At 71.5% G+C, this 15,524-nt stretch carries 14 protein-coding genes; 5 read left to right on the forward strand and 9 right to left on the reverse strand.

All coding sequences use genetic code 11. From position 1 onward, the window contains the following. Positions 1-220: 220 nt before the first annotated feature. The 4 genes from GUY59_RS17490 to GUY59_RS17505 all read left to right on the forward strand — a co-directional run bounded on the left by GUY59_RS17490 (position 221) and on the right by GUY59_RS17505 (position 4,251). A complete protein-coding gene (locus GUY59_RS17490) occupies positions 221-988 on the forward strand; it encodes an AMP-binding protein (protein WP_161714583.1) in 768 nt (255 codons plus the stop codon). A 125-nt stretch (positions 989-1,113) separates the two neighbouring features. Beyond that, entirely contained in the window at positions 1,114-2,409 is a 1,296-nt protein-coding gene (locus tag GUY59_RS17495; protein ID WP_138203280.1) for an ABC transporter substrate-binding protein, read from the forward strand. A gap of 100 nt (positions 2,410-2,509) precedes the next feature. After that, positions 2,510-3,391, forward strand: coding sequence for a carbohydrate ABC transporter permease (locus tag GUY59_RS17500; protein ID WP_171055474.1), 882 nt, complete (start codon positions 2,510-2,512; stop codon positions 3,389-3,391). Next, positions 3,388-4,251: a carbohydrate ABC transporter permease gene (locus GUY59_RS17505; protein ID WP_132334517.1), complete on the forward strand. Its 864-nt coding sequence runs from the start codon at positions 3,388-3,390 to the stop codon at positions 4,249-4,251. The genes GUY59_RS17500 and GUY59_RS17505 overlap by 4 nt, the downstream gene beginning before the upstream one ends. Before the next feature lie 3 nt (positions 4,252-4,254). On the opposite strand, the gene GUY59_RS17510 is transcribed toward GUY59_RS17505, so the two are convergent. The 9 genes from GUY59_RS17510 to GUY59_RS17550 form a co-directional block, all read right to left on the reverse strand. Continuing rightward, positions 4,255-5,259 (reverse strand): 2-hydroxyacid dehydrogenase, encoded by a 1,005-nt coding sequence (locus tag GUY59_RS17510; protein WP_138203284.1) that lies wholly within the window; start codon positions 5,257-5,259, stop codon positions 4,255-4,257. Then, complete coding sequence (locus tag GUY59_RS17515; RefSeq protein WP_138203286.1) at positions 5,256-5,870, reverse strand: histidine phosphatase family protein; 615 nt, start codon at positions 5,868-5,870, stop codon at positions 5,256-5,258. The genes GUY59_RS17510 and GUY59_RS17515 overlap by 4 nt, the downstream gene beginning before the upstream one ends. Continuing rightward, complete coding sequence (locus GUY59_RS17520) at positions 5,867-7,315, reverse strand: FGGY-family carbohydrate kinase (protein ID WP_138203288.1); 1,449 nt, start codon at positions 7,313-7,315, stop codon at positions 5,867-5,869. The genes GUY59_RS17515 and GUY59_RS17520 overlap by 4 nt, the downstream gene beginning before the upstream one ends. Next, positions 7,312-8,793, reverse strand: a complete 1,482-nt coding sequence (locus tag GUY59_RS17525) for an FGGY-family carbohydrate kinase (RefSeq protein ID WP_138203290.1) — start codon at positions 8,791-8,793, stop codon at positions 7,312-7,314. The genes GUY59_RS17520 and GUY59_RS17525 overlap by 4 nt, the downstream gene beginning before the upstream one ends. After that, positions 8,793-10,022 carry a sugar ABC transporter permease gene (locus GUY59_RS17530; protein ID WP_138203292.1) on the reverse strand — a complete coding sequence of 410 codons (1,230 nt, stop codon included), beginning with the start codon at positions 10,020-10,022 and terminating at the stop codon, positions 8,793-8,795. Before GUY59_RS17530 ends, GUY59_RS17525 begins: the two co-directional genes overlap by 1 nt. Then, the gene (locus GUY59_RS17535) at positions 10,019-10,780 is read right to left on the reverse strand and encodes an ATP-binding cassette domain-containing protein (RefSeq protein ID WP_132334512.1); all 762 of its coding nucleotides are present in this window, start codon (positions 10,778-10,780) and stop codon (positions 10,019-10,021) included. Before GUY59_RS17535 ends, GUY59_RS17530 begins: the two co-directional genes overlap by 4 nt. Positions 10,781-10,788: 8 nt before the next feature. Beyond that, entirely contained in the window at positions 10,789-11,877 is a 1,089-nt protein-coding gene (locus tag GUY59_RS17540; RefSeq protein ID WP_201760990.1) for an ABC transporter substrate-binding protein, read from the reverse strand. A gap of 146 nt (positions 11,878-12,023) precedes the next feature. Further along, positions 12,024-12,989: a sugar-binding transcriptional regulator gene (locus GUY59_RS17545; protein WP_161714584.1), complete on the reverse strand. Its 966-nt coding sequence runs from the start codon at positions 12,987-12,989 to the stop codon at positions 12,024-12,026. A 305-nt stretch (positions 12,990-13,294) separates the two neighbouring features. Continuing rightward, a complete protein-coding gene (locus GUY59_RS17550) occupies positions 13,295-14,281 on the reverse strand; it encodes a LacI family DNA-binding transcriptional regulator (RefSeq protein ID WP_442938989.1) in 987 nt (328 codons plus the stop codon). A 69-nt stretch (positions 14,282-14,350) separates the two neighbouring features. On the opposite strand from GUY59_RS17550, the gene GUY59_RS17555 reads away from it, so the two are divergent. Further along, positions 14,351-15,514, forward strand: a complete 1,164-nt coding sequence (locus GUY59_RS17555) for a CynX/NimT family MFS transporter (protein WP_171055613.1) — start codon at positions 14,351-14,353, stop codon at positions 15,512-15,514. Positions 15,515-15,524 lie beyond the last annotated feature (10 nt).

Consider the following 15,524-nt stretch of genomic DNA (forward strand, 5'->3'; position numbering starts at 1 on the left):
AGGATGGCCGTCCGGCTTACGGTTCCAACGCGGGGCACGCCCCGCGTGCGGTCGTCACGCGACCGTGTCGGCCGGGCATCCTCGGAGGGGTGGCGGTCCGGTCGTGGGCGCGTGACTGCGGGCTCGAGCCGCGCAGGGCTCGGGCCCGCCCGAATAATGCACATCGGCCTACATACATCGGCGGATGCCGGGCAGGGCCGGCCGCCGTACGTTGTCGTGCATGAAGCGCTCGCCCTCGACCACCGGCACCGTGATCCACGAGGTCTTCCGGCTGGCCTACGGGCGCGGCGACCGGCCGGCGCTCGTCGACCTCAGGGGCGGACGCGTCTACGGTTACCGCGAGCTGGTGACCGAGGTGACCAGGGCGGCCTCCGGCCTGGTGTGCAGGGGCGCGCGGCGTGACCAGGTGGTGGGCGTGCACGTCTCGACGGCGGGCGCGCAGACGCTGGCGGTGCACACGGTGCTGGCCGCGGGTGGGGTGGCGGCGCCCGTCGATCCGGGGCTCGGCGCGTACGATCTGGCCGCGTGGTTGCGGGAGTGCGACGCGCGCACTTTGGTCACCACGCCCGACCTGGCGCCGACCGCGGTGCGCGCGGCCGAGCGGTCCAGGGTGCGGCAGATCGTCTCGCTGGGCGCGGCGCTCGACACGATCGACTTCAGCGACCTCGTCGCGCTCGCGCCCACCGAGCTGCCGGTGCTCGACGCCCGGCGTCAGACCGCGCTCCTGCCCGCCGGCGGGCGGCGGCTGTCGCACGCGGACCTGCTGGCCCGGATGGCCGAGCTCGACCGGCCCGTACGCCTGACCGAGTCGGACGTGGTGCTGGCCACCTGGAGCCCCGGCGGAGGCTGGGACCTGCCCGCCCTGATCGCGCTGGGCGTGTCGAAGGGGGCGACGGTGGTCGCCGCGCAGGGGGCCGACCTGGCGCGGGACCATGGCTTCAGCGTCACGGTGGTGTCAAACCCCGGCGGCGTGCTGAGGCGTGCCTGAGCTTATATGCGGACCTGTTACCCGCTCTCCCTTGACGGCGCGGCGGGGAAAGTGGGTTGATAGCCGTTGTTGACAACGTTGTCAAGGATCACCTGCTTCGGGGGGCTTCGAAGGGATGGTGCGCGATGCGACGGTGGTTGGTGGCCGCCTCGATCACGATGGTGAGCGTTCTGGGCCTGACGGCCTGCGGCGGTGGCGGCGGCGAGCAGACGGCACAGTCGCCCTCCGCCGACAGCGGTGGAAAACAGCAGGTTGAGGTTTTCTCCTGGTGGACGGGCCCCGGTGAGGCCGACGGCCTTGCCGCGATGCGGAAGATCTTCGAGGAGAAAAACCCGACATATACCTTCTTCGACGCGGCGGTGGCGGGTGGCTCCGGCGACAAGGCCAAGGCCCTGCTGCAGTCGAAGCTCCAGGCGGGCACCCCTCCGGACACGTTCCAGGGCCACGCGGGCGCCGAACTGCAGGGCTACATCAAGGCCGGCAACCTGGAGGACCTGACCGCGCTGTACGACGAGCTGAAGCTCAAGGAGGCCTTCCCCGAGCAGCTCGTCGAGCAGATCAGCGTGGAGGGCAAGATCTACTCGGTGCCGGTGAACATCCACCGGTCCAACGTCCTGTGGTTCAACCCGGGCGTGCTCAAGGAGGCCGGGGTGGCGGGGGCGCCCAAGACGATCGACGAGTTCGTCGCGGCCCTCGAGAAGGTCAAGGCCAAGGGCAAGATCCCGCTGTCGATCGGCGCGGAGTGGACCGCCACCCACGTGCTGGAGAACGTGCTGCTCGGCTCGATGGGCGCCGACGCCTACAACGCCCTGTTCAAGCCGGGCGCCGACTGGAACAGCCCGCAGGTGACCACGGCGCTGCAGAACTTCGCCAAGATCATGGAGTACGCGGGCGACCCGCAGGACGACTGGCAGCCCGCGGCCAAGCAGGTCGCCGACGGCGAGGCCGCCTTCAACATCATGGGCGACTGGGCCTACGGCTACTTCCACAACCCCCCGGAGGGCGGCCTGGGCAAGAAGTCGAAGACGGACTTCGACTGGGCGCCCGTTCCCGGCACCGAGGGCACCTACATGTGGCTGTCCGACAGCTTCACCCTGCCCAAGGGCGCGAAGAACCGTGAAGGGGCGGAGGCCTGGCTGAAGGTCGCGGCCAGCAAGGAGGGCCAGGACGCCTTCAACCCGTTGAAGGGCTCCATCCCCGCACGCAAGGACGCCGACGAGTCGCTCTACACCGACTACCTGGCCGACGCGCTGAAGGACTGGTCGAGCAACAAGCTCGCCGGCTCGATCCAGCACGGTGTGGCGGTGAACCAGCCGTGGCTGGCCGCGATCAACGAGCAGGTCGGCCTGTTCCTCGGCACCAAGGACGTCAAGGCCCTGCAGCAGGGGCTGGCCGACGCGGCCACGGCCAACGCCCAGTAGATCGGTTGACGACAGGCCGGTGACGACCCGGTAGACGACCACGCGACGGGCCCGGCAGGCCGCACTCGGCGGCCTGCCGCGTCCGTGGGAGGGATTGCTTGTGAGGCGGGCGCGCACGTGGCTGCCCGGACTCCTCCTCGTGACGCCGTCGATCATTCTGATCGCCGTCTTCGTGTACGGCATGCTCGGCTGGAACTTCCAGCTGGCCATGACGGACAAGCACGACGAGGTGTCCGAGGGCGAGTTCGTGGGGCTGCAGAACTTCATCGACATCTGGGACCAGCCCCGATGGCACCTGTCGGTCCAGCACGCGATCGTGTTCACGGTCGTGTTCGTGCTGGGGGCGCTGGTCCTCGGGTGGCTGCTGGCGTTCCTCATGGAGAAGGGCATCAGGGGCGAGGGGACGTTCCGGGCGATCTACCTGTTTCCGATGGCCATCTCCTTCGTCGCGACCGGCATCGTGTGGCGGTGGCTGATGAACTCGGGGACGGACGAGCGGGCGGTGGGGCTCAACCGGCTGTTCGACACGATCGGGTTGCCGCAGTGGCAGTGGTTCAGGGATCCGGACTGGGGCATGGCGGCGATGGCGCTGCCGGCCGTCTGGCAGATGTCCGGATATGTCATGGCGTTGTTCCTGGCCGGCTTCCGCGGCGTGCCCGAGGAACTGCGCGAGGCGGCCCGCGTGGACGGCTGCAACGAGTGGGGCGTCTACCGGCACGTCGTGCTGCCCCTGCTCAGGCCGGTGACCCTGTCCGCGCTCATCATCCTCGGACACATCTCGCTCAAGGTCTTCGACCTGATCGTCGCGGTGTCGGGCAAGCAGATCATCACCGACGTGCCCGCGGTGTTCATGTGGGTGGCGGTCTTCGACTCCCACGATCCCGCCAAGGGGGCCACGATCGCCTCGTACATCGTCCTCAGCGTGGCGATCTTCGTGATCCCGTACCTGATCTGGTCCGTGCGTAAGGAGAGGCGCCAATGACAGCGGTGAGTGCCGGGCGGAGGAGCACGGTGTTCGCCTGGACGCGGTTCGGCGTGCTCATCGCCTTCGTGGTGGTCTTCCTCATCCCGATCTACGTCTTGCTGGTCACCAGCTTCAAGCCGCTCACCGAGGCCGATCCAAGCCAGGCCTGGAACCTGCCGCAGACGTGGACGACCGAGGCGTGGCAGGTGGCCTGGGAGAAGCTCGCCCCCGGGTTGTGGAACAGCGTGCTGCTGGCGGTGCCGGGCTCGCTGCTGTCGTGCGCGCTGGGCTCCATGAACGGCTACGTGCTGTCCAAGTGGCGCTTCCCCGGCGCGGACCTGCTGTTCACCCTGTTCCTGTTCGGCATGTTCATCCCGTACCAGGGTGTGATGATCCCGCTGGTGCAGCTGCTCGTCGGGCTGAACGACCTGACCGGGCTGCAGGGCGTCTTCTACGGCGGCATCCCCGGGCTGGTGCTGGCTCACGTCGTATACGGCATCCCGATCGCCACACTGATCTTCCGCAACTACTACGTCACGATCCCCGACGAGCTCATCGAGGCGTCGCGGGTGGACGGCGCGGGCATGTTGCGGACGTACTGGTCGGTGGTGCTGCCGGTGTCGGCGCCGGCGATCGCCGTGGTGATCATCTGGCAGTTCACGTCGCTCTGGAACGACTTCCTGTTCGCCGTGTTCCTGACCGGGCCGACGAGCTGGCCGGCGACCGTGATGCTGAACAACATCGCGGGCGCCCAGGCGACCCCGTACAGCCAGCAGATGGCCGCGGCCATCCTCTCGTCGATCCCGACGATGCTGATCTACATCCTGCTCGGCCGGTTCTTCATGCGCGGGCTCATGGCGGGAGCGCTCAAGGGATAGCCGTCAAGGAGTGGCGCGGTGGGCCAGTGGCTCGCCGCGCACGTAGCGGGCCACGTCCGCGGCCACGATCGAGGCCGCGTTCCTCGCCGTCTCCTTGCTGGCGCCGGCCAGGTGCGGGGTCATCACCAGGTTCGGCGCCGTGAGCAGGCGCGAGCCCGGCGGGATCGGCTCCTCGGGGAAGACGTCCACGGCGGCCCCGAACAGGTGCCCCGACTCCAGCGCGTCGCACAGCGCGTCGTAGTCGAGCAGCGCGCCGCGCGCGCAGTTCACCAGGACCGAGCCCTCCGGCATGGCGGCGATCTCGGCCGCGCCCACCATGCCGGTGGTCTCGGGGGTGGCGCGGGCGTGCAGCGAGACGAAACGGGAGCGTTCTAGCAGCTCGGGAAGCTTCACCTTGCCCGGCACGTCCACGTAGGGGTCGTGGACCAGGACCTCCGCGCCGAAGCCCGCGAGCATGCGGGCCACGCGGCTGCCGACGGCGCCGTACCCGATCAGGCCGGCCGTGCTGCCCTCCAGCTCCGGGCCCACGCTGTCGTAGGTGTAGTAGTCGCCCCGCCACACGCCACCGGCCAGGTCGGCGTGCGTCTGCGGGACCCTGCGGGTGGCGGCGAGCAGCATGGCGAGCGTGTGCTCGGCGGTCGCCACCGCGTTGCGGCCCGGCGCGTACGTCACGGCCACCCCCGCCCGCGCGGCCGCCTCCAGATTGGCGTTCACCGGGCCACCCCTGCTCACGCAGAACAGCCGCAGGTCGGGCGAGGCGTCCAGCACGCGCTTGGTCAGCGGGGCCATCTGGGTCACGCAGACCTCGACCCCGCGCAGCGCCTCGATCAGCGCGTCCTCCACGTCGGAGGCCTCGTCGACCTCGCTCACCCGGCCGAACGGCTCCACCGGCCACGGCAGCGTCAGCTCGCGGACGTCCACCTCGCCGGGGACCTCGCGTCTGAGCGCGTCGATGAGCAGGCGGTTCTGGACGAAGTGGTCGCCCGCGGCAAGGACTCGGATGGTCAACGAACGGCTCCAATCGGGGAGTTGTACTGCAGCAGCGCCGGCCGTCCCGCGTTCAGCCGCAGCTCGGTCAGCGCGCAGTTGTCCAGACGGGGGAACAGCCGCCGGTACTCGCCGAGCGGCACCCCGATGAGGTGGCACAGGGCGAGCCTGAGCGCGGTGGTGTGCGCGACCACCAGCACGCGCCCGCCCTGGTGGGCGGCGGCGATGTCGTGCAGCGCGGCGACGAACCGTTCCGCGGCCTCGCGCGGGTCCTCGCCGCCCGGCAGCCGATGCTCGGCGGGGTCGGCCTCGAACGCGGCGCGGGCCTGCGGGAAGCGGGCCGCCATCTCCGCCGACGTCAGCCCCTCGCCCTCGCCGAAGTCCAGCTCGCGCAGCCTGGCGTCCACGCGCAGCGCCACCTTCGCCTCGGCGGCGCTGGCCTCGGCGGTGATGCGGGACCGGCTCAACGTGGAGGCCCACACCCCTTCCAGGCCCGCGTTCGCGGCCCATTTGGCGAGCCGGGCGGCCTGCTCGTGGCCGCGGGGGGTCAGCTCGACGTCGGTGAGCCCCGCGTAGCGGTTCTCGGCGTGCCAGACGGTCTCGCCATGGCGTACGAGGACGAGGTCGGTCATCGGGCGGTCCTTTCGCGGGCGTGTCGTGCGGCGGCCGCGCCGAGCCAGCCGCGGCGTTCCAGCTCGCCGACGAAACGCAGGTACGGCTCGCGCAAATCGGCTCCTGACGGCTCCACCACGGCCCGCGTGCTGATCATCCCGGCGAGCTCCCCACCAGCGCTGCAGGCCGCGAGCACGGCCATGCCGAACGCGGGCTCGGCGTTCTCCCGCAACGTCACAGGGCGGCCGAGGACGTCGGCCCTGAGCCGCGTCCAGTACGCGCTCCTGGTGGCGCCGCCGGTCAGGATGATCTCGCCGTCGACGGGGGCGCCGAGCAGGTCGAGGTAGTCGAAGGAGAGCCGTTCGACGAAGGCCGCGCCGAGCAGGATCGCCGCGTAGCGCTCCACGTCGTCGGCCGGGTCGCCGAGCGTGAAGGACTCGGCGTCGGGCGCGGCGAACGGGAAACGTTCCCCCCGCGAGACCAGCGGGTAGGTGACCGCGCCCGGCGACCGCGTACCGAATCCGGCGGCGGCCTGGGCGCTGAGCGCGTCGAGGTCGCGGCCGGGAAGGTCGCGGGTCAGCACGCCCGCTCCCGTGCTCGACGCGCCGCCCGGCAACCACGAGCCGTCCGGCGCGCGGTGCGAGTAGACGACGCCGAGCGGGTCGTGGATCAGCTCCCGCGTCACGCCCTTCAGCACCAGCGTGGTGCCCAGCACGGAGTTCCAGCTGCCGGCTCGCTGCGCCCCCGCGCCGAGCTGGGCCGCGCAGCCGTCGGTGGTGCCCGCGACCACCGGCGTGCCGGCCGGGATGCCGGTCTGCTCGGCGGCCTGCGGGCACACCACGCCCAGCCGGGTGCCCGGCCGTACGACCTCGGGCAGGAGGCCCGCCGGCACCCCCAGCGCGTCGAGCACCTCTGCCGGCCAGCGTTCCTCGATCAGGTCGACGCCGGTCTTCAGCGCGTTGCTCAGGTCGGTGGCCACGTCGTGGCCGGTGAGCCGCCGGTTGACGAAGTCGCTCTGGTGCGCGGGCCTGGCGCCCGGCGGCGCGTCGCGCAGCAGCCACAGCAGCTTCGGCAGCGCCCAGTTGGGCTGCATGCGCCGGTAGCCGAGCCGCTCCCACACGTGCCCGCCCACCTCGTTGACCCGGCCGACCTCGTCGGCGGCCCGCCGGTCGTCGTACATCAGCGCGGGCGTCAGCGCCCCGCCCCGAGCGTCGGTGAGCAGGATCGTTCCCGACGTGGCGTCCACCGCCACGCCCGCCACCCGCTCCGGAGGCACGTCGCGCAGCGCCTCCCGGGTGGCGCCCGCCAGCGCCTGCCACCACTGCTCGGGGTCCTGCTCGTGGCGGGGGCCGTCGCGGTGGCTGTCCAGCGGGCGCGCGGCGACGCCGAGCACGTCGCCGCCGCCGGTGACGGCCATCGCCCGGACGCTCTGCGTTCCGAGGTCGACGCCGATCCACACGCTCATGCACGGCCCCTCATGTCGGCGAGCAGCGGCCAGGTGCCTGCGTCGGCGCCCCGCAGGGTCAGGAAGTCGTCGAAGAGCCGGGCGTAGCGGGCCTCGCGCCCGGGGTCGGGCTCGACGGCGTCGCGCAGGCGTACGTGCTCGGCGGCGGCGGCGACGGACGGCGCGGCGCCCGTGGCGGCCAGCCCCACCAGGTACGCCCCCCGCGCGCCCACCTCGGCGTCGGCCGGGCGGCGCACGGGCAGCCCGGTGACGTCGGCGATCATCGCGAGCCAGGTGGCGCTGGCCGAGCCGCCTCCGCTCGCGCGCAGCTCCGTCGGCGCGGCGCCGGTGGCGGCCAGGCAGTCCCGGATGACCATCGTGAGCCCTTCGAGCACGGCCCTGGCGACGTGCTCCCGCCCGTGCTCGAACGACATGCCGTGCAGCGCGCCCCTGGCCAGCGGGTCGGAGAAGGGCGCCCGCTCGCCGGCGGGCGACAGGTAGGGCAGGAACGCCAGGCCGCCCGCGCCCGGCGGGCTCTGCAGGGCCAGCTCGCCCAACTCGGCCGGGCCGTCCAGGCCCAGCAGGCGGCACGTCCACTGCACGACCTCCGTGCCGGCGAACGTGGGGAAGGCCCGCAGGTAGCCGCCGGGCAGCGCGATCGTGATGCCGGTCGGGTCGCCGTCGAGATCGGGGGAGCCGACGATGACCTCGGTGCACAGAGTGGTGCCGAGGATGCCGCACGCCTGACCGGGCGAGACCGCGCCCGCGCCCAGGGCCGTCGAGGCGATGTCGTAGGGGGCCATCACGACCGGCGTCCCCGCGGGCAGGCCGAGCGTCGCGGCGGCGTCCGCCGACAGGTCGGCGACGGGACAGGAACGGACCTCGGGCAGCAGCCGTCCGGCCCACTCCAGGTCGAACATGGCGAGCAGCTCCGCCGAGTACGCCCGCGCCCGCAGGTCCATGAACGGCGCGGAGGCGTCGGACTCGTCGGCCACCAGCCGCCCCGTCATCCGGGAGAAGATCCAGCCGCCGCACGTCAGGTTGGCGTGCGACCGGTCGAGCCGGTCGGGGTCGTTCGCGCGCAGCCAGGTCAGGATGGCGTGCGGCAGTCCGGACGCGGCTGAGGAGCCGTTCAGCCGGAAGGCCGCCGCCGCGAGCCCGGAACGGGTCCAGGCGTCGACCGTGGCGGCGGCCCTGGCGTCGTTCCAGAGGATGGCCGGCCCGGTCGGCTCGCCGCCCGCGTCGACCAGCCAGCAGCCGTCGCCCTGCGCCGTCACCGCCACGAAGTCGACCGTGCCCGCGTCCTCCATCCGGGTCGCGACCTCGCGGACCGTGGCGGCGACCGCCGCCCAGACAGCGTCCATGTCCTGCTCGGCGTGGCCGGGCGCCGGCCGGGAGACCGTGGTCTCCCGGCGGGCGACGTACGACTCCGCCCCCGAGGAGTCGTAGCCGACCGCCTTGATGACCGTGGTTCCCGCGTCCACGCAGATGATCGCCATCAGGCCCTGCCGTGTGAGGTCCTCGACCGGCGCGAGACCGAGTCGACGACCACCGCGAGCAGCAGCACGACTCCGGTGACCACGAACCGGATCGAGGAGTCCAGGTTGAGCAGCGTGAGCCCGCTGGAGATGGACTGGATGACGATGACGCCGAGCAGCGCTCCGAACGCCGTGCCGCGCCCGCCGAACAGGCTCGTCCCGCCGATCACGGCCGCCGCGATGGCGTTGAGGTTGACGTCGCCGCCGCCGCTGCTCTGGTTGGCCGCCGCGAGCCTGGCCGCGGCCAGGATGCCGCCGACCGCGGCGAACGCCGAACAGAGCACGAACACGGAGGTGTAGACGGCCCGGACGTTGATGCCCGCCCGGCGCGCGGCCTCGACGTTGCCACCGACCGCGTAGACGGCTCTGCCCCACTTCGTCCGCGACAACAGGTAGTGCATGATCAGCACCAGCCCCACGAAGAAGACGAACATCCAGCCGACGCCGCGGGTCTGGCCGAGATACCAGACCACGAACGCCAGCACCGCGAGCAGCGCCGCGCTCCTGACGGCCAGCGCGGTGACGCTCCTCGCCGACAGCCCGGCCCTGCGCCGCTGACGGGCGTGCAGGAATCCGCCGGCGAACAACCACACGGCCGCGACCACCGCGAACGTGTACGACAACCAGGCCGGTACGAAGTCGAGCTGGGCGAAGTTCACCAGCCCCGAGTCGAACGGCAGGTTGATCGACCCCTTGGCGCCCAGCACGTACAGCTGCAGGCCGAGGAAGCCGAGCAGCCCGGCCAGAGTGATCACGAAGCTCGGCACGCCGAACCGGTTGAACAACTGCCCGTACAGCCAGCCGATCACCGCGCCCATGAGCACCGAGGCCGCGATCGCCAGCCAGACCGGCAGCCCCTCGCTCACGAACAACACCGCGAGCACCGCCCCGGAGAGCCCGCTGACCGACCCGACGGACAGGTCGATCTGCCCCACCAGCAGCACGCACACGACGCCGAGCGCGATGATGCCGACGGCGGCGGACTCCAGCGTCAGGTTCACCAGGTTCGCGCTGGACAGGAAGATCGGGTTGAGGACCTGCAGCACCGTCCAGATGACCACGAGCCCGACCACGACCGGGATGACGCCCAGGTCGCCGCCGCGCGCCCGCTCGATCACGTCGGTGACCGCGCCGCTCAGCCCGGCACGATGCTGCAGGCGCTCGTCCTGCCGGTCCGTGGTGACGGTCATGACGGCACTCCCTTGTCCGCTCTCCTGGAGACCGCGTTGTCGGTGGCGCCGGTGATGGCGGCGATGATGTCCTCGGTGGAGACCTCGGCCACGTCGAAGACTCCGTTGTTGCGGCCGAGCCGCAGCACCACCACGGTGTCGGCGACGGCCTTCACGTCCGCCATGTTGTGGCTGATCATGATGACGCCCAGGCCGTTCTCGCGCAGCCGCTCGACCAGGTTGAGCACCTCGGCCGTCTGCGCCACGCCCAGCGCGGCCGTGGGCTCGTCGAGGATGATCACCTTGGGATCGCCGAGCAGGGACCTGGCGATGGCCACCGTCTGCCGCTGGCCGCCCGACAGGGCCGCGACCGGCACCCGTACGCTGGGGATCTTCGCGGAGAGCTGGCGCAGCAGCTCCCACGAGCGGGTCTCCATGGCCACGTCGTCCAGCCGCAACGGGCGGATCTCCTGGCCGAGGAACAGATTCTGGATGACGTTGAGGTTCTCGCAGAGCGCCAGGTCCTGGAAGACGGTGGCGATGCCGAGCTTGTGCGCGGCGGCAGGCGTGGGGATCGCGACGTCGCGGCCCTCGAAGGTGATCCGGCCCGAGTCGGGCGCGTGCACGCCCGCAAGGATCTTGACCAGGGTCGACTTGCCCGCGCCGTTGTCCCCCACGATGGCGACGACCTCGCCCGCGGCGACGTCGAGCCGGATGTCGGTGAGCGCGGCGACGGCGCCGAAGGTCTTGCTGATCCCGCGCAGCGACAGGACGGTCATCGGTGCTCCTACTTGATGCCGAGTTCGTCGCAGCCCTTGGCGTACGCGCCCGTGCATATGTCGGCGGCTTTCATGATGCCGCTGTCGAAGAGCACCTCCTTGATGTTGTCCCTGGTGACCACCGTGGGGACGAACAACTCGGACGGCGTGTCGTACAGCGTGGTCTTGCCCGCGGGCTTCTGGCCCTGCATGAAGCCCCACGCCACGTTCGCCGCGGCCTCGGCGACGATCTTGATGGGCTTGGAGATCGTGTTGTACTGGTCGCCCGCGATGACGCGCTGGGCGGCGGCGGGCTCGGCGTCGTTGCCGGTGACCGGCGGCACGTCCACGCCGGCCGCCTTGAACGCGGCGATGGCGCCGCCGCCGGTGCCGTCGTTGGCCGCGACCACGCCGGCGATCCGGCCTTTGAACTGCGTGATCTGGCCGCTCACCCAGGTCTGTGCCTTCTCAGGCTGCCAGTCGGGGGTGTCGAACTCGGCCAGCAGCTTGAAGCCGCTCGGGTCGACGGCGCTGTGGATGCCCTTCTTGATCAGGCCCGCCGCGGCGTCCGTGGGGGAGCCGTTGACCTGGAGGATGCCGCCCTCGGCCTTCTCCTCCTTGAGATGGTCGACGAGGGACTGGGCGATCATCGAGCCGATCTTCTCGTTGTCGAACGAGATATAGTAGTCGGCCGGCGTGGCCGGGATCGGCCGGTCGTAGGCGATGATCGGCACCTGCTGCGACTGGGCCGACTTGACGATGGTGGCCGCAGCGGCGGAGTCGACCGGGTCGATGACGATCGCCTTGACGCCCTGGGCGAGCGCGGAGTTGGCCTGTTGCTGCTGCTTGGCGGCGTCGGAGTCGGCGTTCTGGTAGATGACCTGGCAGCTCGGGCACAGCTGCTTCATCGTGGCCTCGAACAGCGGCTTGTCCTGCAGTTCGTAGCGGGTCGAGGCGAGGTCGGGCATGAGGAAGGCGACCTTGGCGTTCTGGACGTCGCCGCCTGCGCCGGTTTCCCCGCCGGACGAGCCGGAGTCTGAGCCGCACGCGGCCAGCACCGAGCTTGCGAGCACTGCCGCAACGGCGAACGCGGTGGTCCGCATCTGAGCTCTGTTCACGGGTTCGTTCCTCACTCGCTACGTCCTCGCGGACGGATCCAAAAGCTCGCTGCCCCCGAGACATGGAGATAGCCCCTCACACGGGGCACATCCTGTGGTGCGGCTCACGTTAGCGCGCGTTCAGAAACTTTGTCCAGCAAAGATGTTCAGAGCTGGCGCGCAGCGGCCACGATCCCCTCCGCCGTCGGGGCGTCCGTGACGAGCCGGTTGAAGTAGCCGCCCCTGGCGCCCGCGATGATCGAGAGCACCTTCTCCGCGCCGACGGCGACGGCGATCGTCGCCGGGATGCGGCGCAGCTCCTCCAGTCGCGTGGCGACCAGGCGCTCGCTGCCCGGATAACTCAGCGGGGCGCCCTCGCGGTCGTAGACGCGCATGCACACGTCGCCCACCGCCTGGCGCAGGGCCTCGGCGTCGCGAGGCATGAGGGCGGGCGTCATCTGCCGCATCAGCGGCGCCGAGCCGACGCCCACGAGGGCGCACCTGGCGTGCGCCCACAGGTCCATGACCCGGCGTACGGACGGCTCGTGCTGCAGCGAGTAGAACAGTTCGGGGCCGGGGAGGGCGGGCGCGTAGAGGTAGGCGGGCACGCCGCCGACCCGTTCGGCCAGGATGCGGGTGGTCTCGTTGGTCTGGAACCAGGGCTGCGGCTCCTCCTGGCCGCCCACGGCCGGCGCGATCGTGACGCCCGGATAGTGCCCGAGCCCTTCGCGGGCACACTCGTACACCGTGGTGCCCGACGAGACGAGCACGACGTCGCCCGACTCCAGCCCCACCCCCGCCAGCGCACGGGTCACGCCGGGGGCCAGCCACGGGCCCAGCGCGGGGCCACTGGCCTTGGGCACGATGAAGACCCGCTCCAGGTCGAGCGCCCGCGCCACCTCGGCGGCCAGCGGGCCGTCCTCCATCGAGGCCGGGCGGTGCACCTTGATCTCGACGATGCCCTGCCTGCGGGCCTCGGTGAGCAATCGGCTGACGGTCGCCCGGCTGACGCCCAGCCGTTTCGCGATGTCGCCCTGCGTGGCGTCCTCCATGTAGTACTGCTGCGCCGCCGCGTACATCAGCTCATGGGGGAATCGGGTCTGCGCCTCGGGTGCGACGTCGGCGGCATTCATGCGCGCGCTCCTGAATGAGGTCTGTGAACACTTTTGCAGAACTGATGCGCCACGACTATACGTCAGTGGCGGCATCGCTCCGGGAAACGCTGGTCCCGTTGCGGAGGTTCCGAGGTCCAGCGCGCCCGCGCCGTCATGAGCGACCTGTCGCGGTGGCCCGGACCGCCGAGCCGTCCATTCGTTGTGCAGGCTGCTCGCGCCCCGAGCCGAGCTCATTCACGATCAGCCGGCCCGTCCTCGCGATCCGGGAAGCGGCCGGGGCGGTCGATGAGCGCGGGCCCGCGGTCGCCGCAACCCGCCCGTGGTCAGGGGTGGGCGGCGATCTCGCCCGAGCCGCGGGGGATGAGGCGGACGGGAAGCTCGATGTGCTCCGATGGGCCCACGTCACCGCGTAGGCGGCGGAACAGCAGCTCGGCCGCCACCCGGCCCATCCACGACGGGTCCTGCGCCACCACCGTCACCCCGGGCTGCAGCAGGTCGGCCAGCTCGAAGTCGTCGAACCCGACCAGCGCCAGCCGCCGCCCCGCGAGGGCCCTCAGCACGGTCACGGTGTAGCGGCCGTTGCCGGCGAACACCGCCGTCGGCGGCTCGTCGAGGGCCAGCATGCCGGCCAGGTCGGCGCGCACCGCCTCCAGCGACGGGGGCCGCATCGACACCAGGCGCTCGTCGTAGAGGCCGCCGAGGGCGGCGCGGTAACCCTGGAGGCGCTGGGCCGCCGTGAAGATGGCCGGGTCGTCGCCGAGGAACGCGATCCGGCTGTGGCCGTGGCCGAGGAGGTGGCGTACCGCCTGACCGGCGCCGCTCACGTTGTCGGCCAGCACGGTGTCGACGTCGAGTCCCGCCCCCGGCGGCCGGTCGGCGAACACCACGGGCGTCCCGGCCTCCAGCTCGCTGCGCAGGTAGGTGTGGTCCTCGCCGGCGGGCACCACGATCAGCCCGTCGACCCGGCGCGCGCAGAACGTCTCGACCAGCTCCCGCTCCCTGCCGGGCTGCTCGCCCGACGACCCGCTCAGCAGCAGGCAGCCGTGGTCGATGACGACCTCTTCGACGGCCCTGCTCAGGCCGGAGTAGAACGGGTCCGCGACGTCCTCGATGACGAGCCCGATCGTCGCGGTCCTGCCTCTGCGCAGCACCCTCGCGCTCTCGTTGCGGCTGTAACCCAGCCGGTGGATGGCCGCCCGCACCCGCTCGGCCGTTGCCGGGTGCACGCCGGGCTCGCCGTTCACGACGCGCGAGACGGTCTTGAGCGCCACGCCCGCCGCCGAGGCGACGTCCTTCATCGTCGGTCTCACGCCAGGATCATGTCTTACCGACGAGGGGTCCGACAACGTTGTCAACCGGTTATGCCAGAGTGGTCCCCTATGTCGTTGCGTTCTGTGGCGCTCGTCGCGGGATTCGTGCTGGCCGCTCTCAACCTCCGGCCGGCGATCGCGGGCATCTCACCCCTCCTCGACGAGATCATGGACGACGTCGGTCTCTCGCCGGCGGGCGGCGGCGCGATCACCACGGTCATGATGGTCTGCCTGGGCGTCTTCGGGGCGGTGGCGCCGCTGCTCGCCCGGCGCGTCGGGCTCGACCGCACGCTCCTCGCCGGCCTGCTCGTGATCGCGGCCGGAGTCTCGCTGCGCGGTCTCGACGGCGCATTGGTGCTCTACCTCGGCTCGGCCCTCGCGGCCACCGCGATCGCCGTCATGAACGTCGCCATGCCCGGCGTCGTCAAACAGCACTTTCCCTCCCGGATCAACCTCATGACCGGCATCTACGTCTCCGCCGTCGTCGCCGGCGCGGCCACCTCCTCGGCGCTGGTGATCCCGCTCGAACACCTCACCGGGTACGGCTGGCGCGGCGTCTCGGTCCTGCTGGCGGTGCCCGCGCTGCTCGCGGCCCTGCTCTGGCTCCCGCAGGCGCGGCGCGGGCGACCCGGGGGGCAGAACGGCCCCCGTCCGATCGGCGCGGTGCTGCGCAGCCCCGTGACCTGGTACGTCACCGGGCTGATGGGGCTGCAGTCGCTCACCTTCTACGTCATGCTGGCCTGGCTGCCGACCATCTTCATCGAGGCCGGCCTGCCCGCCGAGCAGGCCGGCTACCTGCTCAGCCTGACGAACCTGGTCCAGGTGGGCACCTCGCTCGCGGTTCCCTTGCTGGCCGGGCGGCAGCCCTCGCAGGTGCCGTACGTGGTGGGCGCCTGCGTGCTGACGGCGCTCGGCTACCTGGGGATGCTGCTGGCTCCGACGACGCTGCCGTGGGTGTGGATGATCGTGCTCGGCGTCGGCCAGGGGGCCACGTTCGCGCTGTCGCTGCTGATCATCGCGTTGCGGCCGGCGAACTCGGCCACGGTGACCGCGCTGTCGGCGGTGGCCCAGTCGGTCGGCTACGGTGTCGCGGCGCTGGGGCCGGTGCTGTTCGGGCTGCTCAGAGAGGTCTCGGGCGGATGGTCGGCGCCGTTGACGGCGGGTCTCGTTGTGATCGCCGTCCAGACCGTGACGGGATGGCGCGCCGGGCGCCCTGCTACGTTGGGCAGGTAAGCCTTACCTG

It is taken from the genome of Nonomuraea sp. K271 (genome assembly GCF_009908215.1).
GTDB lineage: Bacteria > Actinomycetota > Actinomycetes > Streptosporangiales > Streptosporangiaceae > Nonomuraea > Nonomuraea longispora.